A 24,417-nucleotide genomic window follows, 5' to 3' on the forward strand; every position below is an offset into this window, starting at 1 on the left:
TTCAGTTTACAGCGTTAAAAGTAACAACAAGTTTTTAGTCTACCAAATCAATAGACTAATATCACCGCCAATATTTTGCGGTAGATAAATTTATCCTGTTGGGGATTGACTCTCTTAATTTAACTAATTTAATCCCGGGAAAAGATAAAACCTTGCCTGTCCGGAAATGAACACTTCTCCATAAAAACGGACAACGTGATGGCTGTTTTTATTACATTACGCGTTGATAACCAATAAGCGGAAGATTGGCATTTTCTTAGCGCCGCAATGGTCTTAACATCCTTCTATGTTCGGCAACCAGTTTAAAATCGCGTGGCGGAATTTCCGCAAGCACCTTACACATGGCCTGTTAAACCTTACCGGTCTCACACTCGGCCTTACCGGTTGTTTCTTTATTACGCTGTATGTAACCGATGAATACAGCTACGACCGCTGGATACCTGGGCACGAACAGGTGTACCGCGCGGGCATGGAAGTAAAAACCCAAACCAATGATGTGATTGCCTTTGCCAACACCTCTGGTTTCCTGCGACAGGCGTTGCTGGTATATCCGCAGGTAACAACGGCAACACGGATCTTTGAATACGGTAGTAATACGGCGGTAAGCAGCAACAGCGGTGATCAGAAAAAGTTTAATGAAAAGGGCATCTACTTTGCCGACAGCACCCTGCTGGAAGTACTTCCCTATCCTTTGCTGGCAGGTAATGCCCGCACCGCGATGAACGATGCAGATGGCATTATGCTCACCGAAGAAAAAGCGGAAAAGTATTTCGGAAAAGAAAACAATGTCAGCAGCTATCTTAATAAAATATTAACCATCAACGAAAAGAACTACCGCGTAACCGGGGTATTAAAAAACGTGCCTGCCAATACCTATTTCCGGCCCGACTTTATCATCTCCACGGTAAGTGTCCGCAACGAGCAATGGTTCCGTCGTAACATGGAAAACTGGCATGGCACCATGACGCAAACCTTCTTCAAACTAAAGCCAGGCGTGCAATGGGAAGCCTTTGAAAAACAAATCAGGTACATTGCCTATCAATATGTGGGCGATGAAATCAAGGCTAACGGGCAGGTATACACGCATTTTATCCAGCCACTTACATCTATTCACCTGCATTCAAATCTCCGGTACGAACTCAGTAAAAACAGCGATATCTTATATGTGCGGGTATTGTCTTTCGTCGCATTATTCATCCTGCTCATTGCGGGGATCAATTTTATCAACCTTGCTACTGCCACTGCCAGCAGCCGGGCCAAAGAAGTAGGCGTAAGAAAAGTGATTGGCGCCAACCGCTCCCAGCTGGTGCTGCAGTTCATGATAGAGGCGCTGATGATGAGCGTGATGGCGTTTCTGCTTACAGCTGTCCTGGTAATGGTATTGCTGCCTTCTTTCAACCAGATTGCGGATAAAAGTTTTACAGTATCCCAATTGTTCCGCCCCTCCCTCATTGCCGCGGGGCTTGGTATCAGTGTGGGCATAGGCATACTGGCTGGTATCTATCCGGCTATTATCCTTTCAGGATTCAATCCTATGCGCATCATACAGCGGTATGGCGCACAAAAGAAAACGCATTCGCTGCGCAATGCGCTGGTGGTAACGCAGTTTGCTATTTCCATCCTGCTGATTGTGGCCACCATCGTGGTACACCGGCAACTGCAATTCATGAAGAGCTTCGACCTGGGCATTGACCAGTCGCAGGTACTGGTGATCCCCGTTACCGGTAAAGACGCCACTTCAAATATTAAAACCCTGCTGGAAAAATTCCGCGGACAGGCGGAGGTGATTTCCGTAAGCGCCTCCGGCAATGTGCCCGGACAGGAATTTGGCAATAACCTTTTCCGGCTGAAAAGCGATCAAACAAAACAAACCGACACCAGGTTGTTGTCGGCCGATAACGAGTTTTTCCGTACTTATAATATCCAATTGCTCGCAGGCCGCTTAGTGAATATGAACCCGGACACCAGCCAGAAAAGCGGTGATATCATGATCAATGAAGCAGCCCTCCCGTTCTTTGGATGGAAAAAACCGGAAGATGCGCTGGGACATGAGTTTGATTATGGCTGGGGTACTGTATGCGGCGTATATAAAGATTTTCATTTTACTTCCCTGCAACGCGGCGTAACGCCGCTGGCTATTTTTTATAATCCTTACTGGCTGAATTACATCAGTGTAAAGATGAATACCCGCGATGCAGCCACCACTATCGGTAAACTGGAAAAGGCGTGGCAGTCGGTAGTGCCGTCTCTTTCCTTCAATTACTTTTTCCAGGATGAGGCATTTAACCGGCAATACCTGGCGGAGCAACGCCTGGGGTCACTGTTCCTCGTATTCGCCCTGTTTGCCATTGCTATCGCGTGTTTAGGGTTATTTGGCCTGGCCTCTTTCACGGCTGCGCAGCGAACAAAAGAAATTGGTATCCGCAAAGTGTTGGGCGCCAGCGTAGCGGGCATTGTAAAACTGTTGTCGAGAGATTTCCTGGCGCTGGTAGTAGTAGCCGCCGTGATTGCGTTCCCATTGGCGTGGTGGGCCATGAGCAGCTGGTTGCAGCACTTTGCTTATCGTGTGCCGCTGAATGCGTGGGTATTTATCGTAGCAGGTGGAGGCGCCTTGCTGATAGCCCTGATCACCGTGAGTTTCCAGGCAGTGAAAGCAGCGCTGGCAAATCCTGTGAACAGCCTGCAGGCAGAATAATTATGGCAAAGGCCCGGTACTGTTTATGCACTGCGCCTTTGCTGTCTATTTCGTATAAAAAACAATATCATCTCCATCCGGCTCACTGTCTGCCAGCTGTTCTTCCCAGCCCACCGGCAGTTTAAAGATGGTATGTAACCCTCCCAGCAGTTCCAGCCAGCCGCTCATTTCGTCCGACACTTCCAGCGTTTCACCTTCCATTGTTTTAAACACCAGGAAAGCCGCTTCTCCCGGGTACGCATATACTTTGTATCCTGCGATATACGTTACATCCTCCCAGAAGATCGTGTTGTCAATATCTTCATCATACTTCACATACAGTGTTCGTTCATCAAATTGTATATCCATAATTTTAAGATTATTTAGTTGGTAGTAATAGTAAAATCTACTTTAAACAAACGACTGGCGCCGGCGTCATTATCGGATACCAGGTGAAGCGTAAGAACGTTGTCCCGTATACTTTCCAGGCAAATGCCCTCTATCTTTTCGCCTTTAAAAGCCGGATCTGCTGTGGTTAAATTGAGCACGCCATCGGGCGTAAGGGTGGTTTGTGATAATTTCCGGGAGATGTTACTGATCCAGCCAATATAACTATCGCCAATATCGCCATCGTCGTAAGCATTGGCGGTGGCTTCGGAAGATAAAGTGCATAGTAACAGGTCTTTTTCCGGTACGTAACAAAGCTCTGATACACCGGCAAATACAGGCGTTGGCGTTAGTAACGTAAACGGCACTACGCTAACCGGCGGAACCGCCTGTTCCCAGAAGCCCGGCTTAGTAAGTATCAGCTGGTTCTGCGGCCAGGTGTTGTTACCGCGGTTACTCAGCAGCAAAGTATTATTCACTACTGCGGCGCCTTCTATATTCAGCTCATTGATCCCGCTGTTCAGCAGCTGCGTGGCAAAGGCCGGCGGATAAGGAATAAACTGGATACTGGCGGAGTCGCCATCCGGAAGCGGCAGCAGCATCAGCTGGCGGCGCTTTTCCGTGGCCAGCGAGCCGGATGCCAGCAGGTAAGTTTTACCATGCAGGGTAATCAATGCAGAAGCTTCATAGTCGGCTTTCTCCGCTTTTGCAATGCGCTTATCTGTCAGGCTGGAGATGGGAATACTTTTAATAACGCAGTAATCCTTATCCAGCACCTGGATACAGGTGGCATCATCTCCTATGAGATACAACCTGCCGTCATGAAATTCCACTGCGGAGGCAGAAGGAAAATCCGGCAGCAGCAAGGTGCAGATAAGTGTGATAACCCCTTTCATGATGTTACTTTATACTGCTTACAACTTTTTTAATGGCCTGCGCCCAGAAAGTACCCAGTACTTCTGCGCCTTTTGCATTGGGATGCAGCTGGAAAACGCCGGCTTTACCCTGCTCCTGGATAAACAGTTCCGGGTGCTTTTTAAAATAGTTAAACCCGTCGCGGTAACCGGTGAACACCTGTCCGGGATGGGTGGTGCGATAGCTGGTAACGATGGCATCCAGAACCGGGAAATAAGACTGCAACCGGGCCTGCCCTTCGGCGAGGTACCGGGAACTGTTTTGTGTATTGGCACTATACCAGATGGGATGATGCAAAATAATGATACAGCCGGGGTAGTTAGTAAACAGCTGGTCGATAATCGCTTTTACATTTAACCGGTATTGCTCGGGTGATACCGGCGATCCGTTGGGACCTTCGATGGCGCTGTCGTTGGTGCCCAGCACCATCGAAAATACCAGGATGGCGTTCTGATCATTTTTAAACGCATCCGCTGCCGCTGTAACGTTATTGAACAAACGACGGGTAGCAGGCAGAAAGTCTACCGTAGTAGAACCGCTTACGCCCTGGTTGCTGTATTGCACCTCGCGGCCCGGCATGGCGTGCTTCAGCCATTCCCATGCCTTTACAGGAGGTGCTTCCTGCAACGGGTGCGGCAGGCCGCCGCCTTGCGTAATGCTGTTGCCGATAAAAACAATATCCAGCTTTTTCGTTTGTGCTACCGCGCAGGTGGCGGTGAGCACCAGGAAGCAAAGGGCGACAGGTAGTATTCTCATCATGATAGAAAAACTTTCAAACTTGTAAAATAACAAGTTCATCTGAGAATCAGACATTTTTCCTGAAAACACCGTTCATTTACTCTGCCACCGTTACCAGCAAGGGGGATTCAAACATGCTTACCGGCGAAATAATTTTCTCCGACAAAGGGATATTGTTGCCATAGATCTCTTTCATTTGCTGCTTTACGGCTGCGCTGCCCAGGTCAAAATCCTTCAACTGCTGGAGCTTACCCACTTCAAGACCGGTTCCTTCTTTATAAATTTTCCATACCAGTTCAGAGCAATAGATCCGCTCATCAGACCAGCCAAAATAAAAGTCGTAGTCCTTTCCGTTGTATTGCTCCCCTGCGGTCTTCATTTTAGCTACCACCTCCGGCGTGAGCACAGCGCCGGCATCTTTCAGTCTTTTTATCACAAAATGCCGTCCCTTTCCCCTGTTAATCCATTGCATCAGTGGGGTATATCTTACCGGTTGTAAAGCTTCGTACACAAACCACTGCTCATCTCTCTTAAAAATTATTCCGCAATGACTATATTTGGAATGTGTAGCCTGCTGAATGGCTGTGCTGAGGTCTGACTGGGATACCTGGAAAATGATATCCCCTTCCTGTACAGCCGGAACAGCTGCTATTGATTTTTTGGAGAGATGTTTGCCCGTAAAAATATAACGCCCCGCCATCAGGGTACCTGTTACAATGGTGAGCGCCAGTACTGTTAGTATAATTTTTTTGAGACCTGACATAAACCCGAATTTTAGTAAAAATAGATCCTATTATAATATAAGCCATAGAAAATGAATGAAATACTTATCGTGCCGGCCATTACAGCTGAAGTGGAACTGTTGCAGCAAATAGCCCGTGAAACCTTCCAGGAGAGCTTTGCAGCAGACAATACACCAGAAAATATGAAACAATACCTGCAGGATAATTTCAGTATTGCCAAATTAACTGCGGAGCTGACCGAGCCGGATTCTGAATTCTATTTTGCCATGCTGAAAAATCAGCCGATCGGCTATATGAAAGTGAATTTCAGATCGGCACAATCTGAGCTGTACAACAGCCGGGCGGTAGAACTGGAACGCATATACGTTTTAAAGTCGCACCAGGGGAAAAAAGTAGGTCAGCAGCTCTTCAACCAGGCAGTGAACCTTGCTATGGAAGCCCGCGCCCCTTTCCTATGGCTGGGCGTATGGGAACACAATACCAAAGCCATTGACTTCTACCGCAAAAACGGCTTCTCGGAGTTTACCACGCATCCGTTTCAGCTGGGAACTGAAATACAAACAGACCTTATCATGCGGTTAAACCTGCCGCTGCATAAGCTGCAGTAAATTTATTTCCCTATATTTGATGCCCTTTTTCATTTCAAAGCGCGGTTCATGAGTCATTTCCCGGTTTCCAGTTCCAATCTCTCTGCGCCGCACCTGGCGCTGTTCGTGCAATCACAATACAATGTAGCCAACAGCGTCACCTGCCACCTGATTAAATCAGGCGTGAACGATACCTACCAGGTGACCACTTCTGCCGGTAAATATATTTTCCGCGTGTACAGCCTGAACTGGAGAACCGTCACAGACATTTCCGAAGAGCTGCGGCTGTTGCTGCTCCTGAAAGAAGGCGGCATCCCGGTATCGTGGCCGCTGGCCGACAAACAGGGCCATTTTATACAAACCCTGAACGCGCCGGAAGGCGAACGGTATGGCGTATTGTTTTCATTTGCCGAAGGAGAAAAGCTGCTGCACTACGATGATGAAGTACATGTAAAAGCCGGTATGGTCATGGCCCGCATGCACCAGCTTACACAGTCCGTACCCCTGAACAGGGTTACTTATACGGCGCAAAACCTGCTGGTGGAACCATTGGAATCGCTTAAAAAATTCCTTCCGGCAGACACGCCGGAAATGGCCTTCATGGCTACCGCGCAGGCGCATCTTTTACAGGTATTACAGGAAGCCGATCCTGCTGCCATCCGGCAGGGCGTGGTACACATGGATATCTGGTTCGACAATATGAATATTCGCCCCGACCAGGAAATTACGCTCTTTGATTTCGACTTCTGCGGCAATGGCTGGCAATGCCTGGATGTGGCCTATTATATCCTGCAACTCCATAGCCTGATCCGCGATATGCCGGAATGCCAGGCTAAGGTAGACCGTTTCCTTGAAGGCTATACGGCTATCACCCCGCTCAGTACGGAAGAGCAAAGACTGATCCCGGCACTGGGCGTATGCATGTATTTCTTTTACCTGGGCGTTCAGTGCGACCGGTACCACAACTGGTCCAATTCTTTCCTGAACGAAACCTATCTTAAAAGATTTATCAATATGCTGGTAAAACGGTACTACGAACTCTATCTGCAGAACGCATCACTCGTAAATCCATAACAACAAAGGGCGGGAAGAGGTATCTATGTAAGGTTGCAGCGTAGCGAAATAAGCGGGGTTCAGTGTAGGACATCCATCGCTGCGGCAAATGCCCTGCTCTTGTGCAGCTGCGGGCACACAGGCGTGGCTGTGCAATACCACAAACCGGTCGAATGCGCGACTGTTGCTGCTATCCAGTCCATATAACTTATACGCCGTACCAAACCGCCCACTATACTTACCGCCTATACGATATTTACCACGGGAAGAACAACGGCTGCCGGAAACATTGGAAAACACCACCTTTTCAGCGCGAAAATCCGGTCCCTGGCCATGCGCCACCAAACCGGCACTCTTTATTTTATGATGCAGCAGGTCGTAACAGATAAATCTTTTGCCACCGGAAAACACGCTGAAATCGATCAGGAAAGCGTAGCGGGTATTATAACCATGCTTCACTGCGTATTGCTGCAATGCTTTTGCCTTTTCGTGCAGCCGTGCTTCATCAGACGCCATCACGGGCCCTGGTAGAACAGGCAGTGCCGGTATTGTTGGAGATGTGGTAGTATTGTTTTCTTTACAGGCAGCAAAAAAAAGTGCCGGTAACAGCAAAATGCGCCATGCTTTGAACCGTATCATGTTTGTCAGATGCAGGGCAAAGCATTTTCCATATGCATCCGCAAAAAATTGCGGATGCATTTTTTATTCCCAGATATCTTTAACGTGAATGAGGATCGAGTAACGGCCTGTGGGTGGATAATGACCGATATGCAATTGCGTTTCATCAAAGGGTTGCGGCAGTTTATCCGCGTATTGCAGGTATAACTCCTGTACTACTGCAATAGCTTCTTCCTTATTTTCCACCACCCATGACTTGGCGGTTCTGTTATTATCAAACAGCTGGTTAAAGGCTTTCCGGGCGGATTCGGTTTGTTCAAAAGGCACTACTTTCAGCGTCCACACCTCTCCTATCTTTTCTGGTTCTGCGGGTGTATCCAGGTTAATCTTAAACCTTTCCAATCCCGCAGGATCCAGTGCACGCATGATATCCATCGCAACTGACATAATTGTAATTTTTTCTGACCGCAATATTACAACTTCCGGGTGTTATTCACCACCTTTTACGTTCATGCGCAGGGTATAGATGCCTTTGCCGGCGGTGATGAACAGGATATTATTATCTTTTCCGCCAAAACAGGCGTTGGCTGTCCACCCTTCCGGAACAGGGATGTGGCCGATCTTCTGCCCGTCTTTATTGACTACGGTAACGCCATTTCCGCACAAGTAAAGGTTGCCTTGTTCATCGAGCGCAATCCCGTCTGTAGATGTTTTTTCCGCCATGAGATATTGGCCGGTTAAACTGCCGTCTGCGTTCACGTTATAGCGGTATACTTTGCCTGCGCCGATATCTGCTACATACACCAGTTTCCCGTCGCGGGTACCGATAATGCCATTGGGCTTCTTGATATCTGCCGCAGCCACTACGGCTTCTTTGGCGCCGGGAGCCAGGTAGTAAACCTTTTCTTCTTTCAGATCAGGCTGCTTACGCTCCCAGTAGTCGCGCTGATAATAAGGATCCGTGAAATACATCCCGCCGCCGGGGGCTACCCAAACATCATTGGGGCCATTGAACTGATGACCGCCGAAATTATTTAACAGCACTTTTATTTTTCCTTTGGGAGAGATGGACCATAACTCGTATTTCTCATCTGCACACGCTACCAGGTTGCCTTTGCCATCGAAATACAATCCGTTGGCACGACCCGCTTTCTCTAAAAAAACAGACAGCTTCCCTTTGGTATCATATTTCCAGATCTTATTATTGGGCTGATCTGTAAAATAGATGTTCCCTTTTTTATCGGCAGCGGGGCCTTCCGTAAATTCGAATTGTTTTGACACCAGTTCCAGCCGGGCATTTTCAGCCACCGTTGGCGGAATGGTATCCTGTGTAACCGCCCCTGCATTGAGATAGCAGGTACCTAACAGTAACGTGGAATAAAATTTTAACCGCATATTGCTCCGTCAATTTTTACAATTGTAATCAATCCTGCGGAGAATTTTTTCTAAAAATGACGATAGTGAGGAGAAGATGGCTATCATATTTATTTATAGAGCCGGCTATGTAAATAGCCCGCCTACAGGTAAACATGATATTGATTTTGGGGTAACCAACGCTGGATAACTTGTTACCCGATTTTAGAATGGCGTTCTATACAGGTATTGGGATGCTACTCCTATGGAGAAAGGTCGTACGTTGATTACGGCGAAATTATCGTGATTAATGGCAGGGACATAGTACAAAAGCGACATCTTTTGCCTTTACACCATTATTTTATGCAGCCGGATGGTATTGGTGAGTTCTTCTTCATGGATAAAGGAAGGGGTAATCCCCGCAAATTTTTTGAAGTCGCGGATAAAGTGCATCTGGTCATAGTAACCGCTTTTATAGGCGATTTCGGTCCAGGTCTTTTCCGGGAACAGTTCTTTCAGCTGGTAGGCTTTGCAAAACCGGATAAGCCGGGCATATTGTTTGGGCGGCATCCCCAGCCGTTCGGTACATTTCCGTTCAAACTGCCGCAGGCTCAGGCAGGCAAGCGATGCCAGGCTTTCTATGCTGCCGCTTCCACCGGTGTTCACCAATACTGCCATGGCTTTATCTACCGGTAGTATCGGCTTTACCTGGGATATTTTTTTAAGGAGATAAAATTCAACGATACTTATCATGTGATCCCAATCGTCTGCTTCCTTCAACCGTTCAGTGATTTCATCAATTTCATTACCATTCCCCATTAGTAAGCGGGTATCAAAATCCTGGTCATATATTTCAGACATGGGGATCTTCAGCAGGCGGTGCAGGCCACTGGGTTGAAAACAGATACACAGCGCCAGGTGCCGGCTTCCCATGTCCAGGGTTACGGTCTGCTCCTGTGGCCCGATGGTTACACAAACCGATTTAGTCACAAAATCATTCTTACCCGCCTTCATTACTTTGATCGGGTCTTCCAGGTAAAACATAATATACCGCTGATAGGCGGGCACAAACCTGTAAATGTTTGACAGCGCCTTGTTTTGGGTAAAATCTACTTCATAGATACCCAAATAACTCACGAGATCCCTCAGGGCCGGATGTGGTTTATAATTCTTTGATTTCATGGACGTGCGGGCTATAGGTGCTCAGTACTGCATACTTCTGAAACAAATATATACAAATATTAAAAAAGTCAACCAAAGCGACCTATAAGCGTTATCTTCTACGGGTTAATTTTATTTTATATTTAAAGATGAAAATTGCGATAACCGGAGCTTCCGGCTATATAGGCAGCGTACTGGTTCCCCTGTTGTTATCCGAAGGCCATACCCTGCGGCTGCTTACCCGTAAACCGTTGCCGGAAATGACTCCGGAAGGTATCTGTTTCGTACAGGGGCACCTGTTAGAAGAACCGGCTATCCGCCGCCTCGTTGCAGGCGCCGATGCCGTGATACACCTGGCAGCGGTGATTTCGGTAGACGACCGGCAGGATAAAACCCTTTTCGATATCAATACCAGCGGCACCCGGTTACTGGCTGCAACCGCACAACAGGCCGGCGTTAAGAGGTTCATTCACCTCAGTTCCGTTACCGCGTACAACCAGGCGCCTTACGACCAGCCGATGGATGAAAGCCGCGATGTGGTAAAAACCACGCGCTACGGTTACGACTATTCCAAAGCCGTATCACAGGCCATTGCGCTGGAATATAACGGCAACGGCATGGAAGTAATAGTGCTGGCGCCAACGGCTGTAATGGGGCCGTTCGACCAGCAACCATCATTGATAGGTAAAGCAGTTGTCAGTATGTACAAGGGAAAAATACCCGCCCTCATTCCCGGCGGCGTTGACTTCATTGATGTAAGGGATGTGGCGGGAGCCATTGTGAGCGCTTTAAACCGCGGAACCGCCGGCGCAGTATACCTCCTGAGCGGCGAATGGGTGTCGCTCGTTAGCCTGAACAGGGAAATCGGCCGGATAAAAGAACGGCCGGTAACGCTGCCGGTAGTACCTTTATGGCTCGTATTCAGTATGCTGCCATTAGTGAGAATGCTGGCGGCCATCAGCGGCGGACCGCCTTTTTATACGCGTCAGTCGGTGTACAACCTGATTTACAGCAATAAAAAAATTGATCATGCAAAGGCCACTGCGGAACTCAATTTCCGGCCGCGGCCTTTTACGGAAACCCTGCGGGACACAATTGATTGGTTCAGACAAACAGGCGCTATCAAATGATTGACTATTTACCACTACACAGTTATGTTGTTTTTACTTATTGCTGGATGTTTACCGGCATTGGCGCAGGCATCTACCTGTTACGCAGGGAAGCGCCCTACGGCCGCTACAGCAGCGACAAATGGGGTCCCATGATCTCCAATAAACTGGCCTGGCTGCTGATGGAAGCCACCGTGCTGGTTTCCTTCCTCATATGGATCCCACTGTGTACTTTTCAATGGCGTTCCCCCGCCGGCGTTATGATCTTTCTTTTCCTGCTGCATTACGTACACCGGAGTTTCGTATATCCGTTCATGATACGTACCAAAGGCAAAAAAATGCCGGTGGTGATTATGCTGTCGGGCATGCTGTTTAATACAGTGAATGGTTCCCTGCTGGGCATCTGGTTTGCCGCCATTGAACATTACCCCAACAACGCGTTTATTTCCTGGTATTACACGCCGCCGTTTATAATTGGTACGTTTTTATTCCTGGCAGGTATGGGTATCAACTGGTGGTCCGATTACCAGCTGATAGGCCTGAGAAAAAAACATGAAACCGGTTATAAGATACCGCAGGCCGGGCTTTTCAAATATATCTCCTCTCCCAACCTGGCAGGGGAAATCATAGAATGGGGAGGCTACGCATTGCTTACCTGGAGCCTGCCGGGGCTGGCCTTCTTTATCTGGACCTGCGCCAACCTCCTGCCCCGTGCAATGGCTAACCATCGCTGGTATCAGCAACAATTCCCGGAATACCCGGCCAACAGAAAAGCATTACTTCCTTTTATCTGGTAACAACACGCATATGGCAAAGAAGTATAGTCAGTTTAAAGCAGCATTGGTGATGGCAAAAGCAAGCCTCATCGCCACCCTGCGAAGCCCTACTTCGGTTGTATTTGCACTCCTGTTCCCGGTTATTTTTGTTACGGTTTTTGGCGCCATGGTAGACAGCACCGCCGTGAAAGTAAAGATCCGGCTATCGCCCCACAGCGACAGCTCCGGCCCGATGTATGCAGCCATTAAAGCCATCAGTATCTTCGACCTTTCCTATGGCAGCGATTCGGCAGCGATGCTGTCGGATCTGAAAAAAGGAAGGATTGCCGGCGTCCTCTATCTTCATACACCCACCGTGATAAACGGCCAGCCGCAATTCCGGACGGACCTGCTGGGGAGCAGCGCGGTGGCAGATAAAATGCCGCTCATCCAGGCGGCACTGCAGGAAGCCGCCAGCCGGGTAAACCAACGCATCCTGCCGGATCAACCTGCCCCCGCTGCTATCCATGTAGTGAACATTCCCGGCCGCGTATACCGCCAGATAGATTTTATTTTACCGGGACAACTGGGTTTTTCCCTGCTCATGGCGGGCGTATTCAGCTCTGCATTCCTGTTGTTTAACCTCCGGCACACGCTCGTACTGAAACGCATATACGTAACGCCGGTGAGCCGTGCGGCTATACTATTGGGAGAAATGCTCAGCCGCTTATTATTCCAGATCATCTGCTTTATTATTATCACCGCACTGGGATATTTTGCATTTCAGTTTACGCTGGTAAACGGGTTTCTCACGTTTATGGAAATGCTGCTGTTATCTGTTTTTGGATTGGTGATTTTTATGGGCATCGGTTTTATTATCAGCGGCATGATCCGCAATGAAAGCTCTATTGCGCCGGTAGCCAACACACTCACCGTACCACAGATATTACTGTGCGGTTTATTTTTCCCGATAGATAATTACCCGGTGTGGTTACGCACTTTTTGTGAACTGTTACCACTTACTTTTTTTGTAGACGGGTTACGGAAAATTGCTTTTGAAGGTTTGCATATCTGGCAGATACCGCTGCAACTGGCGGGCCTGATCGTATGGGGTATACTGATTGCGGTATTATCGATCCGGTCGTTCAAATGGGAATAATAAGTTGGCGCAACTGACCCTTTTTTTGTCATATCCGGCCACCTTCTTCCCCGTAAGAGATGCTTAACTTTATCCCATCTTATTAAACACAAATAAAAAATAAAAACATGGCAGTAGTTAATCCTTACCTGAATTTCAACGGCAATTGCGAAGAGGCCTTCAATTTTTACAAAGCTGTTTTTGGCAAAGAATTCCAGACGTTTACCCGTTTTGGTGATATGGAACATTGTGCTGAAGGGGAGCAAAATAAAGTGATGCATGTGGCTATACCACTCGGTAAGGATTCTTTCCTGTTTGGCAGCGACCGGCCCGGCGCATACGGCGAAGGCACATTAGGCAACCTTTTTCATGTGGCCATTGCAGCAGAAAGTGAAGCGGAAGCAGACAAATTGTTTAATGGTCTTTCCAAAGGCGGACAGCCCATTATGCCAATGAACAAGGCGCCCTGGAATGCTTACTTTGGCATGTTAACCGATCAGTATGGCGTATCCTGGCTGATCAATTACGATTATGCCCAAAAAGGCTGATTCCCCGTTTAAAAGAAAATGAGGCAGCCGGTTCACTCCACTGAACCGGCTGTTGTATTTGCATGACTGATGTAGGATATGGTTCTTTGTTACTTGTTGACGATTAAGCCCGTCAGTTGCTTATCCAATTGCTCGCCACGGAGGTTCTTTGCAATAATTTTTCCGTCCGGCGCAATCAGGTAGTTGGTGGGCACGCCCCGTACGCCATACTGGCGCGCCACGGCATTATCCCAGTATTTAAGATCGGATACATGCACAAAGTCCTGCAACCCGTCTTTTTCAATAGCACCCAGCCAGGCAGCCTTCTTCCCCGGCTGATCCAGCGATACGCTCAGCACCACGAAGTTTTTATCATGGAATTTCTTGTAGGCGGCCACTACATTAGGATTTTCTGCACGGCAGGGGCCACACCAGGAGGCCCAGAAATCCAGTAACACGTATTTTCCTTTGAAGTCGGATAACTTCACAGGCTTGTCGTTGATATCATTTTGGGTGAAGTCCGGCGCGGGCGCACCAATGCCCAGTGCCTTTTCGGTTTCCATCGACTGGTAAAACTCCTGGCCGGCGGGGCTTTTCTTCAGCGCAGCCGTAAGCCCGTTGTACAAAGGCGTTAGCTCCTTCAGGTTCATGTTATTCATCACCGCCAGCTCTTTCAACGCTACAATGCTGAAAAAAGAGTTAGGGTTTTCGCTGATAAACCGGCGCTGCAGTGCTTTCTTTTCATCAATAGCCGCATGGAAGCGGGTATTCAAACCATTGGTGAAGGCAGTATCATTCCTTTGCGCATCCGTGGCGCCGCCAAAATCCTTATTGATGCCTGCCATTGCAGAGTCGTAGGCCGAAATAAATAATTTATACCGGTCGTGTTCCTTGTTTACAGGCGAACCGGTAATCACTGCATCGCTGATGTTGCCCGTACCGGCAATGGTAAAGGTAGTGTTGTCCAGGTAAAGCAGCCGGCGGTCCGCATCCATCCCGTGACTACCTAGACCTGTACCTTTATGATCCACCGTCAGCATTACCAGGTAGGGCGACTTCAGCGTGCCTTTAAATTCGAAGCTGCCATTTTTGATAACGGCCGAGTCGAGGAAGGTTTCCCCGTTCACGCGGCGGTCGAGATAGGCTTTGGCGCCGGGTTCCACCTGCCCCACTTTACCTTTCAGTGTGTATGCCTGCTGTGCAAAGGTCACGGCCGGCAGCGCCAGTGCTCCTATTAACATCCCTATTTTCATAAATAAACTTTAGATAGTTGGTTTATAAAGATATAAAGCAGGAAACCACGGAAATCTTAGCGTTATTCCGTTTTTTTTTATTCCACACTGTGGCGTCTGCGCGGCTTTAACAGTAGTTAACATTATCATAATAAACTAATTAGCCTTATGCCCGTCTAATACCCCGTAGCCAGCTACCGGATAATTATCGACTGTTTTTGAACAATACAATCAAACCGATAGTTACTCATAGTACCTGATTGCTGTCTGTATTATTTAAATGAACCGTAAAACGCTATGAGTAGATCTACAATTGCTCTTCTGCTGTTGCTGTTATGTGCCTGCAAAAACAAAAAACAAGGGAGCACACAAACCGCTGTAAAGCCCTACCCTGTTATTGTACTGCAACCTAAAAATGCCACCATCAACGCCGACTATCCCGCTACCATTCAGGGTATCCAGAATATTGAGATCCGGCCCAAGATAGATGGGTATGTGGATGCCATCTACATCGACGAAGGCGCCACCGTAAAAAAAGGACAGCTGTTATTCCGGATCAGCGCGCCGCAATACGAACAGAACGTAAATACAGCCCAAGCCAATATTAAAATAGCAGTGGCAGATGTAAATGCCGCACAGATGCAGCTCAACAAAGTAAAGCCCCTGGTAGAAAAAGACATCATCAGCGCCTATGAGCTGGAAGCCGCCGCCTATAACCTGCAATCCAAACAGGCCGCACTGGCGCAGGCCCAGGCAGCGCTTAACAATGCCAAAACCAATTTAAGCTACACTACTATTTACAGTCCGGCCGACGGCGTGGTAGGTATCCTGCCCTACAAAATAGGCAGCCTGGTGAACAGCACCACCCCCAACCCGTTGACGACCGTTTCCAATATTACCCAGATCTACGCGTATTTTTCTATCAATGAAAGACAGGGACTGGATTTCTTCCTGGCCTCCAAAGGCGCCACCATGCAGGAAAAGCTGGCCACCCTGCCACCGGTAACACTGGTGCTGGCCAATGGCATTGTGCTGCCCCGCAAAGGACGCGTGGAAACTGCCAGCGGTTTAATCAACCCCTCCACCGGCGCGCTCAATATGAGAGCCACCTTTTCCAATCCCGATGGGTTGGTACGCAGCGGCAGCAGCGCCATTGTAAGGATCCCGCAGCCGATAGATACCGCGCTGCTGGTACCGCAAAAGGCCACCTTCCAGATCCAGGGCAAACTGTTCGTGTACGTATTGGATGCAGATAATAAAGTAAGATCAGTAGACATCGGCTCTAATGCCAGCGCTGCCGGACAATCGTTTGTAGTGCAGCATGGCGTGAAAGCGGGCGATAAAATAGTGGTAGACGGGATCAGCAACCTCCGGGAAGACCTGGTGATCAGTCCCCGCCTGGTAAACGCAGACAGTGTTTACAACAGTCTCTGATCCATTTAAAACAATATCATGTTAAAAAGATTTATAGAGCGGCCGGTATTATCAACAGTGGTGTCCATCATTATTGTGACGCTGGGCATACTGGGGCTGGTATCACTACCCATCTCCCAATATCCCGACATTGCCCCGCCCACCATACAGGTGCAGGCCTCCTACAGTGGCGCTAATGCCGATGTAGTGCTGAAAAGCGTGGTAGTACCATTGGAACAGCAGATCAACGGCGTGGAGAACATGGATTATATTACCTCTACCGCCGGTAACGATGGCTCCGCGAATATTACCGTCAGCTTCAAAATTGGCAGCGATCCCAACATGGCAGCAGTGAATGTGCAGAATGCCGTGGCCCGCGCTACGCCCCTGCTGCCGCAGGAAGTAACCCGTTCCGGCGTTACCGTGCAAAAGAAGCAGACCAGTAACCTCCTCATCTTCTCTGTTTACAGCACCAATCCATCTTTCGATCAAACCTTCCTGCAAAACTATACCGATATCAATATCACCCCGGTGATCAAACGTATCCCCGGTGTGGGAGATGCTTCTGCTTCCGGCAACATGGACTATTCTATGCGGATCTGGCTCAATACCCAGGCAATGGCCTCGTATGGACTGGTACCCGCCGATATCACCGCCGCACTGGCCGAACAGAATATCCAGGCCGCTCCCGGTCAGTTTGGAGAAAGCGGCGGACAATCGTTCCAATATGTGATCAGGTATCCCGGTACGCTCATCGATACCACCCAGTTTGGCAACATCGTGCTGCGTTCCAACCTGCGCAGCCGTTTGCTGCGGATGAAAGATGTGGCGCGTATTGAACTGGGCGCCCTCAGCTATTTCAACAGTACCCGCACCAATGGCTACCCCGCGGTGTCCGTAAGCGTAGCACAGGTGGCCGGTTCCAACGCCCGTGATGTGATCCGCGAAACGCTGAAGGTAATGGAAGAAGCGTCCAAAACATTTCCCAAAGGCGTGAAGTATGTAGTGCTGCAAAACGTGGACGACTTCCTCACCGCCTCCATCGATAAAGTATTGCATACGCTGGTGGAAGCATTTATACTGGTGTTTGTAGTGGTGTTTATTTTCCTGCAGGACTTCCGCTCTACGCTGATACCGGCCATATCCGTTCCCGTAGCCATTATAGGCACCTTCTTCTTCCTCAAACTGTTTGGGTTTACTATTAACCTGCTTACCCTGTTTGCGCTTATCCTTGCCATCGGTATTGTGGTGGATGATGCGATTGTAATTGTGGAGGCAGTGCATGCACGCCTGGACACCGGCTATAAATCCGCCCGCAAAGCGAGTATCGATGCACTGGATGAAATATCCGGCGCTATCGTTTCCATCACGCTGGTGATGTCTGCCGTATTTATCCCCGTTAGTTTTATCGGTGGATCTTCCGGCATTTTCTATAAACAATTCGGGCTTACACTAGCCATTGCTATTGTGCTTTCAGCCATCAATGCGCTTACGCTGAGTCCTGCGCTCTGCGCCATCTTCCTGAAGCCTCACGGGAAGGAACATACGAAAATGAACGTCCTGCAACGTTTCTATCATGCCTTCAATGTAGCTTTTGAAAGATTGACAAACCGCTATACCAGTATGTTGCGTTTCTTCAGCAAACGAAAGTGGATCCCGGTTATGATACTGGCAACTTTCTGCGTAGGACTGGTAGTCCTTGCCAGGATGACGCCTACCGCTTTTGTACCGGAAGAAGATCTTGGTACCATAAACTGTAACATCAGCCTACCGCCGGATGCTTCGCTGGAACGCACTGATGTGGTGGCGCGCAAAATTGAAAAGATAGCGGCCACCATCCCTGAAATCAACAACGTACTGGCCGTTACAGGCCGCGGGCAATTATCCGGTACCGGCAGCAACTATGCGATGGTGGTGATGCGGCTCATCCCCTGGAACCAGCGCACCCGGAATATTCAGCAGATCATTAAGGAACTGAATAAGAAAACAGCAGACATGACCGAAGCAGAGATCAAATTCTTTGCGCCCGGCACCATCCAGGGTTTTGGCGCCTCCAACGGGTTTGCCTTTCAGCTCCAGGATAAAACCGGTGGCGATATTGCGCACTTCTATAAAGTAAGCAAAGACTTCCTCACAGTACTAACCCAACGGCCGGAAATCCAGTTTGCCACCACTTCTTTCAATCCTAATTTCCCGCAATACCTGATGAATGTAAACGTGCCGAAAATAAAGGATGCCGGGTTGAATGTAACAGATATCACCAATGCCATGCAGGGATATTTTGGCGGCATTTATGCCTCCAACTTCAACCAGTTTGGTCAGCAGTACCGGGTAATGGTACAGGCTTCGCCGGAGTTCAGGATGACGCAGGAAAGTTTAAACGCCGTATTTGTGCGCACCGGCGAGGGCGTGATGGTACCGATCACGGAGTTTGTGACTCTCTCGCAAACCTACGGTCCGCAAGCCATTACGCGGTTTAACCTGTTTAATTCCATCAGCGTAAATGGCACGCCTAACGCCGGGTTCAGCTCCGGTGAATCTATTGCGGCCATCCAGGAATCGGCAGCGGAAACATTGCCAACGGGCTTTGGGTTTGAGTTTTCAGGACTTAGCAGGGAAGAATTAGCAGGGAGCAGTCAAACTATTTTTATCTTCCTGCTGTGTCTCATCTTTGTGTACCTGCTGCTCAGTGCGCAATATGAAAGTTACCTCTTACCCTTTGCCATCCTGCTGGCAATACCGGTGGGCATTTTCGGTGCCTTCCTGTTTGCGCAGCTGTTTGGTGTAAGCAACAATATTTATGTGCAGATCACGCTGATCATGCTGATAGGATTACTCGCAAAAAATGCGATCCTGATTGTGGAATATGCAGCCGAACGGCGACGCGGCGGAATGAGTATTGCAGAAGCCGCGGTGAGCGGGGCGCAGGCCAGGTTACGCCCCATCCTGATGACCTCCTTCGCCTTTATCCTCGGCCTCATCCCGTTGATGCTGGCTACCGGCGCCGGCGCCAATGGTAACCGTTCTATCGGAACCGGCGCTGTTGGCGGAATGCTGGTGGGCACTGTATTCGGTATATTTATTACACCTACTTTGTTTATCATCTTCCAAACTTTACAGGAAAAAATAAAGCGCGCACCGGAAGAAGATGATGAAGAAGACGCGCAGCCGCCGGTAACAGCACCGGCATCTTAAAAAATTCTGCCGCAGGCAGCTCTCAAAACAGGTAATATGAATGGTCGTAACAGCATATATGTTTTACTCACGGTAGTCCTGGCAGGATTCATTACTGCCTGTGGCATCACGAAGCCGTACCAATCGCCCGGCATTACAGACAATAACCTGTACCGGGATGTAAATACAACGGACACCAATAGCCTGGCTACCGTTCACTGGAAAGAAATTTTCACGGACTCCCTCCTGCAGCAACTTATTGACACCGGTATTCAGCACAACCTCGACCTCCAGGTAGCGTGGTCGCGCATGCGGCAGGCAGAAGCCAATTACTCGCAAAGCAGGCAGGCGTTGTACCCCGCTGTAAATGGCGATGTGAGCGCGGCCTTTGCCGGCGCTTCCAATCAACAGCGTACAGGCAGGAACGTTATACCACAGCAATACAACGCCGGGCTCACCGCTACCTGGGAAGCAGACATCTGGGGTAAGCTGCGCAGCAACAGGCGCGCGGGTTTGGCAGCATTCCTGCAGGCATCCGCCAATGCAAGGGCCGTACAAACCGGGCTGATTGCCAGTATTGCCACCAGCTACTACAACCTCACCGCACTGGATCAGCAACTGAAAATAACGCAGCAAACCGTGGTGAACTGGCAAGCCACTGTAGAAGTGATGAAGGAGCTGAAAAAGGGTGATGTGGTAACCGGCGCCGCAGTAGTACAAAGTGAAGCCAGCAGGTATGCCGCAGAAGTAACGATTCCTGACCTGAAGCAATCGATCCGCGAAACGGAGAACCAGCTGAACCTCTTGCTGGGCCGGCCTCCCGGCCCTATCAGCCGCAGCAGCATGGACGACCAGCGACCGGTGATGCTGCTGAAAACCGGCGTGCCGGCGCAACTGCTGGCCAACCGGCCGGATGTGCAGGCGGCGGAATATAACCTGCGTTACTATTATGAACTGACTAATGTAGCGCGCACCTATTTTTATCCTGCGCTCACTATTTCTGCTTCGGGCGGTTACACCAGTTACCTGTCGCTCACAGGGCCCGGCTCCTGGATCAGCAACCTCACGGCGGGTTTAACACAACCCATCTTTAACCAGGGCATTAATAAAACCAGGCTCAAAGTAGCGAAAGAGCAGCAGGAACAGGCGGCGCTGAACTTCCATACAGCAGTATTAACCGCCGGGCAGGAAGTATCAAACGCATTATATTCTTACCAGACAGCCCTGGAAAAAGGAAACTCACGGCGGCTGCAATTACAGAACCTGCAATTGTCGGTCGACTATACGCAGGAACTGGTGCGATATGGATTTGCCAATTACACAGAAGTATTGAATGCACAACAGAGTCTTTTATCGGCGCAACTGGGCAGGATCAACGATCATTTGCAGCAGTTACAGGCGGTGGTATTTTTATACCGTGCGCTGGGCGGCGGCTGGCAATAATTCCTGCCGGATTGCCAGCGCAGGCACTGTAGCAGTGCTGTTCAGCACTTCATCTACAATCCCGAAATCCCGGGCTTCTTCTGCGGCCATGAAATGATCATTCCGGAAAGCATGCTCCACTTCTTCCACCGAGCGGCCCGATTGCCGGGCAATGATCTGGAAAAGTTTTTGCTGCAACCGGCCCTGTTCATTAAAAGCAATCCGCACATCTTCCGTATATCCTTTGGCGCCGCCGCTTGCAGGATGCATGTGAATGGTGGCATTGGGCAATGCATACCGTTGCCCCGTAGCGCCGGCGGTAAGAATGATGGTGCCCATGCTGCCGGTGAAACCCATTGCCATAGTGGATACCGGCGATTTCAGCATTTTCATGGTATCATAAATAGCCATGCCGGCATACACAACGCCGCCCGGGCTGTTGATGTACATATTAATGGGCCGGTGGTTTTCACTGTCGAGGTACAGCAACTGCGCCACTATCAGGTTAGCCACCTGGTCGTCGATAGCGGTACCGAGAAAAATAATCCTTTCTTTCAGCAACAGGCTGTATATATCAAACGCACCGCGGCTGTCGCCGTCGATTACGGTAGGAACCAGGAATGCCATATTATTTAAAAATGGAGGTGATAGAATTGTTGAAAGAAGTGTCCTGCATGAGGCGCTGGAAAAGCTGATCCAGCTGTTGGCGTTTTTCTTCGCGTGCGAGCCAGCGCACCAGCTGCAAGGTTTTCCGCTGGTACTTTACTTTTTCCCGCAATGCGGGCGCCACCAGCATCCTGGCCTGGAACACCAGCCGGGAGGAAACAGGCATTTCCCGCAGCAGGTATTGTTCTATTTCCTGTGCTTCAGCTAACTGTTTCCGCATAATCTGATTGTTTAATTTGTTCCCTTACTTTTTCCAGGCATTTGTATTTCTGTACGCTGGCAGAATGTTGTGTTTTGAAATTAAAATCTGCTGCTATTTCCTGTATGGAAAGATGATCATAATAAAATGCGTGCAGGAGTTGCAAACATCGTTTCCCGGCGGCTTTTACATACTCCAGTACAGGCTTTGACACGGGTGGAGGCGCATAATAATCTGCCGGCACGGCAATATCGCCGTCCATATTATCCAGTGGAATATGCGGACCGGATTGTTTTAGTTTCCGGATAGCAAGAATCCTGGCGATGCCTGTAATATATGCTTCCGCAGGCACCCCGGCAGGCAGTTTGTTTTGCTGTTGTTTTTCGAGATAGATAATTACAGCATCCTGGAAGATATCTTTGGCCATCTCCAGGTGGCCGCCCATCCGGTGTATGACGCCTGCTACCCGTGGCAGGGTATTGCGGTATATATCTTCCAACCATTGATCTTCATGAGTACGCATATAAGCCTGGTTTTATATACTAGTGTCATTAACCGGTGATATATCACCCAAAATTTAAGAATTTTTTTTTTACCTTTGCCCAACCATGTGATCAATACTCTACATACAATAGCAGGCTGATACCTGTATACATGCCGCTCCGGCGTGTTTTATCTCCCGTTTATATATTTTTTACCGTCATACAGCGATGCTACTGCATACGCTGATTTATTCAACTAAATTTTACTGCCATGAAAATGCGTACTGTCATTTCCCGACCCGCTAACCCGACGCTTCCTGTCGTCGCCATTGTTCATTTCAAAACGATTTTGCATGCTTATCAGCGCACAACTACTCAGTTACCAACTTCCATCGGGGCAGTATTTATTCCAGGACGTCAGTTTCACGCTTCATAAAGGCTACAGGGCCGCTATTGCGGGCCCTAACGGCGCAGGTAAATCCACTTTACTGAAGATCATTGCCGGCCAGGAAACCGCGTCTTCCGGCACTATCCGGGCTACCGGGCCATGTTACTATGTACCGCAGCATTTTGGCCATTTTAATTCACTCACCGTGGCGGAGGCCGCAGGTACCGCGCAAAAACTGAACGCCCTTGAACTAATCCTGCAGGGCGAAACCAGTCCGCACCTGTACGACGTACTTGGCGACGACTGGGACATTGCCGCGCGCAGTGAAGCAGCCTTTGAAAAATGGGGCCTTCGTGCCTTGCAACCGGATCAGCCCTTGTCCACCCTCAGCGGGGGCGAAAAAACACGGCTGTTCCTGGCCGGCATCGACATCTTTGAGCCATCGGTGGTGTTGCTGGACGAGCCCACTAACCACCTCGATTACCACGCACGGGAACAGCTATACGAATGGATGGCAGCCACATCATGCACGTTGCTGATTGTGAGCCACGACCGGCAGCTGCTGCGCCTCTGCGAACCCATCTGGGAGCTGCAACCCAATGGCATAAAAACTTACGGCGGCAACTATGATTTCTACGCAGCGCAAAAAAACGTTGAAGCAGATGCGTTGCAACAACGCGTTGCCCACCAGGAAAAAACACTCAAAGAAGCCAAAAAGCAACGGCAGGAGGCCATAGAGCGCAAGCAACATGCCGATGCACAGGCGCGGAAGCAAGCTAAAACAGGAGGCATACCTAAAATACTGCTGAACGGCAGGAAAAATAATGCAGAAGTATCTACCGCAAAATTAAAACAGGTACACACGGAAAAAGTGGAGGAACTGCGTGCAGGCTGGCAGGAACTCTCCGCTATGACGCAGATCCAGCGCATGATGAAGGGTTACTTTGAACAATCCACCCTTCATACCGGGAAAGTGCTGGTGCAGGCAAACGGGGTGAATTTCGGATGGGCTGCTGCACAACCGGAACTCCCGGCGCCGGATCACCAGCCATCAAACGAACCAACAAGGCTGGCATCTCCGGAAAACATGCTCTGGAAAACACCACTCACCTTTACCATCCGCAGCGGCCAGCGGCTGGCCATTACAGGGCCCAACGGCAGCGGCAAGTCCACCTTGCTGCAACTGATACTGGGTAAGCTGGCGCCATCAACCGGTGAGCTGTATACCGCCGATACGCGCAGTTTACTGCTGGACCAGGATTACACGCTGATCGACCGGGGCAAAACGGTATTACAACAGGCATTGTCTTACAACGATAACCTGCTGGAAGTATCGATGGTAAAAACGGTGCTGGTGAATTTCCTTTTTGGTCCGGATACCTGGGATAAGTCGTGCGCAGTGCTGAGTGGCGGCGAAATGCTGCGACTGGCCCTCTGCAGCATGACCTTACAGGATAAAGCGCCCGATATGATCCTGCTCGATGAGCCCACCAACAACCTCGATCTGCAGAACATTAAAATACTGACGCAGATCTTCGGGGAGTATAAAGGCACGTTGCTGGTCATTTCGCATGATCCCGATTTTATCGCGGAAGTGGGTGTGGATGATGTGCTGACGCTAAACACGTAGGTGCGCCATGATCATTTTCTAAATATCCTTTTCCCGGAAAGGCTTCAGGAGGC

23 protein-coding genes are annotated in these 24,417 nt (G+C 49.3%); 11 read left to right on the top strand and 12 right to left on the bottom strand.

Annotated features, from left to right (window positions below):
• Window positions 1-286: 286 nt before the first annotated feature.
• Window positions 287-2,695: an ABC transporter permease gene (locus tag B5Z18_RS24165; protein ID WP_079472095.1), complete on the top strand. Its 2,409-nt coding sequence runs from the start codon at window positions 287-289 to the stop codon at window positions 2,693-2,695.
• Between the two features lie 45 nt (window positions 2,696-2,740).
• Here B5Z18_RS24165 and B5Z18_RS24170 read toward each other — a convergent pair whose 3' ends face one another.
• The 4 genes from B5Z18_RS24170 to B5Z18_RS24185 all read right to left on the bottom strand — a co-directional run bounded on the left by B5Z18_RS24170 (window position 2,741) and on the right by B5Z18_RS24185 (window position 5,477).
• Window positions 2,741-3,043, bottom strand: coding sequence for a hypothetical protein (locus B5Z18_RS24170; RefSeq protein WP_079472096.1), 303 nt, complete (start codon window positions 3,041-3,043; stop codon window positions 2,741-2,743).
• Between the two features lie 14 nt (window positions 3,044-3,057).
• The gene (locus tag B5Z18_RS24175) at window positions 3,058-3,957 is read right to left on the bottom strand and encodes a DUF6929 family protein (protein WP_079472097.1); all 900 of its coding nucleotides are present in this window, start codon (window positions 3,955-3,957) and stop codon (window positions 3,058-3,060) included.
• A gap of 4 nt (window positions 3,958-3,961) precedes the next feature.
• Window positions 3,962-4,735, bottom strand: a complete 774-nt coding sequence (locus B5Z18_RS24180) for a GDSL-type esterase/lipase family protein (RefSeq protein WP_079472487.1) — start codon at window positions 4,733-4,735, stop codon at window positions 3,962-3,964.
• A 76-nt stretch (window positions 4,736-4,811) separates the two neighbouring features.
• Complete coding sequence (locus B5Z18_RS24185; RefSeq protein WP_079472098.1) at window positions 4,812-5,477, bottom strand: YiiX family permuted papain-like enzyme; 666 nt, start codon at window positions 5,475-5,477, stop codon at window positions 4,812-4,814.
• A 51-nt stretch (window positions 5,478-5,528) separates the two neighbouring features.
• Between B5Z18_RS24185 and B5Z18_RS24190 the strand changes: the two genes are divergently transcribed.
• On the top strand, window positions 5,529-6,065 hold the full coding sequence (locus tag B5Z18_RS24190; protein ID WP_079472099.1) for a GNAT family N-acetyltransferase: 537 nt from the start codon (window positions 5,529-5,531) through the stop codon (window positions 6,063-6,065).
• A gap of 48 nt (window positions 6,066-6,113) precedes the next feature.
• Complete coding sequence (locus tag B5Z18_RS24195) at window positions 6,114-7,118, top strand: phosphotransferase enzyme family protein (protein ID WP_079472100.1); 1,005 nt, start codon at window positions 6,114-6,116, stop codon at window positions 7,116-7,118.
• On the opposite strand, the gene B5Z18_RS24200 is transcribed toward B5Z18_RS24195, so the two are convergent.
• The 4 genes from B5Z18_RS24200 to B5Z18_RS24215 all read right to left on the bottom strand — a co-directional run bounded on the left by B5Z18_RS24200 (window position 7,101) and on the right by B5Z18_RS24215 (window position 10,250).
• On the bottom strand, window positions 7,101-7,736 hold the full coding sequence (locus tag B5Z18_RS24200; RefSeq protein ID WP_159454411.1) for a murein L,D-transpeptidase catalytic domain-containing protein: 636 nt from the start codon (window positions 7,734-7,736) through the stop codon (window positions 7,101-7,103). The two genes, B5Z18_RS24195 and B5Z18_RS24200, sit on opposite strands and share 18 nt — an antisense overlap.
• Window positions 7,737-7,799: 63 nt before the next feature.
• The gene (locus tag B5Z18_RS24205) at window positions 7,800-8,162 is read right to left on the bottom strand and encodes a hypothetical protein (RefSeq protein WP_079472102.1); all 363 of its coding nucleotides are present in this window, start codon (window positions 8,160-8,162) and stop codon (window positions 7,800-7,802) included.
• 42 nt (window positions 8,163-8,204) lie between these two features.
• Window positions 8,205-9,110, bottom strand: coding sequence for an SMP-30/gluconolactonase/LRE family protein (locus B5Z18_RS24210; protein ID WP_079472103.1), 906 nt, complete (start codon window positions 9,108-9,110; stop codon window positions 8,205-8,207).
• Between the two features lie 306 nt (window positions 9,111-9,416).
• Window positions 9,417-10,250, bottom strand: a complete 834-nt coding sequence (locus tag B5Z18_RS24215; protein WP_079472104.1) for a helix-turn-helix domain-containing protein — start codon at window positions 10,248-10,250, stop codon at window positions 9,417-9,419.
• A 128-nt stretch (window positions 10,251-10,378) separates the two neighbouring features.
• On the opposite strand from B5Z18_RS24215, the gene B5Z18_RS24220 reads away from it, so the two are divergent.
• The 4 genes from B5Z18_RS24220 to B5Z18_RS24235 all read left to right on the top strand — a co-directional run bounded on the left by B5Z18_RS24220 (window position 10,379) and on the right by B5Z18_RS24235 (window position 13,779).
• Entirely contained in the window at window positions 10,379-11,359 is a 981-nt protein-coding gene (locus B5Z18_RS24220) for an NAD-dependent epimerase/dehydratase family protein (RefSeq protein WP_079472105.1), read from the top strand.
• Window positions 11,356-12,135, top strand: a complete 780-nt coding sequence (locus tag B5Z18_RS24225) for a DUF1295 domain-containing protein (RefSeq protein ID WP_079472106.1) — start codon at window positions 11,356-11,358, stop codon at window positions 12,133-12,135. The genes B5Z18_RS24220 and B5Z18_RS24225 overlap by 4 nt, the downstream gene beginning before the upstream one ends.
• A 10-nt stretch (window positions 12,136-12,145) precedes the next feature.
• Entirely contained in the window at window positions 12,146-13,252 is a 1,107-nt protein-coding gene (locus B5Z18_RS24230; RefSeq protein ID WP_079472107.1) for an ABC transporter permease, read from the top strand.
• A gap of 107 nt (window positions 13,253-13,359) precedes the next feature.
• A complete protein-coding gene (locus tag B5Z18_RS24235) occupies window positions 13,360-13,779 on the top strand; it encodes a VOC family protein (RefSeq protein ID WP_079472108.1) in 420 nt (139 codons plus the stop codon).
• Between the two features lie 89 nt (window positions 13,780-13,868).
• Here the strand turns inward: B5Z18_RS24235 and B5Z18_RS24240 are convergent, their stop codons facing one another.
• Window positions 13,869-15,011 (bottom strand): TlpA disulfide reductase family protein, encoded by a 1,143-nt coding sequence (locus B5Z18_RS24240; protein WP_079472109.1) that lies wholly within the window; start codon window positions 15,009-15,011, stop codon window positions 13,869-13,871.
• A gap of 276 nt (window positions 15,012-15,287) precedes the next feature.
• Here B5Z18_RS24240 and B5Z18_RS24245 point away from each other — a divergent pair, with 276 nt between their 5' ends.
• From B5Z18_RS24245 to B5Z18_RS24255, 3 genes are read left to right on the top strand one after another with little or no spacing between them, the layout of a single operon-like run.
• Window positions 15,288-16,424, top strand: a complete 1,137-nt coding sequence (locus B5Z18_RS24245) for an efflux RND transporter periplasmic adaptor subunit (RefSeq protein WP_079472110.1) — start codon at window positions 15,288-15,290, stop codon at window positions 16,422-16,424.
• An 18-nt stretch (window positions 16,425-16,442) separates the two neighbouring features.
• Window positions 16,443-19,598 carry an efflux RND transporter permease subunit gene (locus B5Z18_RS24250; protein ID WP_079472111.1) on the top strand — a complete coding sequence of 1,052 codons (3,156 nt, stop codon included), beginning with the start codon at window positions 16,443-16,445 and terminating at the stop codon, window positions 19,596-19,598.
• Between the two features lie 36 nt (window positions 19,599-19,634).
• The gene (locus tag B5Z18_RS24255) at window positions 19,635-21,020 is read left to right on the top strand and encodes a TolC family protein (protein ID WP_079472112.1); all 1,386 of its coding nucleotides are present in this window, start codon (window positions 19,635-19,637) and stop codon (window positions 21,018-21,020) included.
• On the opposite strand, the gene B5Z18_RS24260 is transcribed toward B5Z18_RS24255, so the two are convergent.
• The 3 genes from B5Z18_RS24260 to B5Z18_RS24270 are packed head-to-tail and all read right to left on the bottom strand — an operon-like array spanning window position 20,988 to window position 22,387.
• Window positions 20,988-21,626, bottom strand: a complete 639-nt coding sequence (locus tag B5Z18_RS24260; RefSeq protein WP_079472113.1) for a ClpP family protease — start codon at window positions 21,624-21,626, stop codon at window positions 20,988-20,990. The genes B5Z18_RS24255 and B5Z18_RS24260 overlap by 33 nt on opposite strands.
• Before the next feature lies 1 nt (window position 21,627).
• Window positions 21,628-21,885, bottom strand: a complete 258-nt coding sequence (locus B5Z18_RS24265; RefSeq protein ID WP_079472114.1) for a hypothetical protein — start codon at window positions 21,883-21,885, stop codon at window positions 21,628-21,630.
• Window positions 21,866-22,387: an RNA polymerase sigma factor gene (locus tag B5Z18_RS24270; RefSeq protein WP_079472115.1), complete on the bottom strand. Its 522-nt coding sequence runs from the start codon at window positions 22,385-22,387 to the stop codon at window positions 21,866-21,868. Before B5Z18_RS24270 ends, B5Z18_RS24265 begins: the two co-directional genes overlap by 20 nt.
• Window positions 22,388-22,699: 312 nt before the next feature.
• Here B5Z18_RS24270 and B5Z18_RS24275 point away from each other — a divergent pair, with 312 nt between their 5' ends.
• The gene (locus B5Z18_RS24275) at window positions 22,700-24,364 is read left to right on the top strand and encodes an ABC-F family ATP-binding cassette domain-containing protein (protein WP_079472116.1); all 1,665 of its coding nucleotides are present in this window, start codon (window positions 22,700-22,702) and stop codon (window positions 24,362-24,364) included.
• Window positions 24,365-24,417 lie beyond the last annotated feature (53 nt).

This window comes from Chitinophaga ginsengisegetis (assembly GCF_900168065.1).
GTDB lineage: Bacteria > Bacteroidota > Bacteroidia > Chitinophagales > Chitinophagaceae > Chitinophaga > Chitinophaga ginsengisegetis.

Bases quoted from the DNA above. Each gene is read 5' to 3' on its own strand.
- B5Z18_RS24170 (WP_079472096.1), bottom strand. From the start codon at position 3,043: ATGGATATACAATTTGATGAACGAACACTGTATGTGAAGTATGATGAA.
- B5Z18_RS24270 (WP_079472115.1), bottom strand. From the start codon at position 22,387: ATGCGTACTCATGAAGATCAATGGTTGGAAGATATATACCGCAATACC.
- B5Z18_RS24190 (WP_079472099.1), top strand. From the start codon at position 5,529: ATGAATGAAATACTTATCGTGCCGGCCATTACAGCTGAAGTGGAACTG.
- B5Z18_RS24210 (WP_079472103.1), bottom strand. From the start codon at position 9,110: ATGCGGTTAAAATTTTATTCCACGTTACTGTTAGGTACCTGCTATCTC.
- B5Z18_RS24200 (WP_159454411.1), bottom strand. From the start codon at position 7,736: ATGATACGGTTCAAAGCATGGCGCATTTTGCTGTTACCGGCACTTTTT.
- B5Z18_RS24180 (WP_079472487.1), bottom strand. From the start codon at position 4,735: ATGATGAGAATACTACCTGTCGCCCTTTGCTTCCTGGTGCTCACCGCC.
- B5Z18_RS24250 (WP_079472111.1), top strand. From the start codon at position 16,443: ATGTTAAAAAGATTTATAGAGCGGCCGGTATTATCAACAGTGGTGTCC.
- B5Z18_RS24205 (WP_079472102.1), bottom strand. From the start codon at position 8,162: ATGTCAGTTGCGATGGATATCATGCGTGCACTGGATCCTGCGGGATTG.
- B5Z18_RS24235 (WP_079472108.1), top strand. From the start codon at position 13,360: ATGGCAGTAGTTAATCCTTACCTGAATTTCAACGGCAATTGCGAAGAG.
- B5Z18_RS24215 (WP_079472104.1), bottom strand. From the start codon at position 10,250: ATGAAATCAAAGAATTATAAACCACATCCGGCCCTGAGGGATCTCGTG.
- B5Z18_RS24195 (WP_079472100.1), top strand. From the start codon at position 6,114: ATGAGTCATTTCCCGGTTTCCAGTTCCAATCTCTCTGCGCCGCACCTG.
- B5Z18_RS24275 (WP_079472116.1), top strand. From the start codon at position 22,700: ATGCTTATCAGCGCACAACTACTCAGTTACCAACTTCCATCGGGGCAG.
- B5Z18_RS24230 (WP_079472107.1), top strand. From the start codon at position 12,146: ATGGCAAAGAAGTATAGTCAGTTTAAAGCAGCATTGGTGATGGCAAAA.
- B5Z18_RS24220 (WP_079472105.1), top strand. From the start codon at position 10,379: ATGAAAATTGCGATAACCGGAGCTTCCGGCTATATAGGCAGCGTACTG.
- B5Z18_RS24240 (WP_079472109.1), bottom strand. From the start codon at position 15,011: ATGAAAATAGGGATGTTAATAGGAGCACTGGCGCTGCCGGCCGTGACC.
- B5Z18_RS24245 (WP_079472110.1), top strand. From the start codon at position 15,288: ATGAGTAGATCTACAATTGCTCTTCTGCTGTTGCTGTTATGTGCCTGC.
- B5Z18_RS24175 (WP_079472097.1), bottom strand. From the start codon at position 3,957: ATGAAAGGGGTTATCACACTTATCTGCACCTTGCTGCTGCCGGATTTT.
- B5Z18_RS24225 (WP_079472106.1), top strand. From the start codon at position 11,356: ATGATTGACTATTTACCACTACACAGTTATGTTGTTTTTACTTATTGC.
- B5Z18_RS24265 (WP_079472114.1), bottom strand. From the start codon at position 21,885: ATGCGGAAACAGTTAGCTGAAGCACAGGAAATAGAACAATACCTGCTG.
- B5Z18_RS24185 (WP_079472098.1), bottom strand. From the start codon at position 5,477: ATGTCAGGTCTCAAAAAAATTATACTAACAGTACTGGCGCTCACCATT.
- B5Z18_RS24165 (WP_079472095.1), top strand. From the start codon at position 287: ATGTTCGGCAACCAGTTTAAAATCGCGTGGCGGAATTTCCGCAAGCAC.
- B5Z18_RS24260 (WP_079472113.1), bottom strand. From the start codon at position 21,626: ATGGCATTCCTGGTTCCTACCGTAATCGACGGCGACAGCCGCGGTGCG.
- B5Z18_RS24255 (WP_079472112.1), top strand. From the start codon at position 19,635: ATGAATGGTCGTAACAGCATATATGTTTTACTCACGGTAGTCCTGGCA.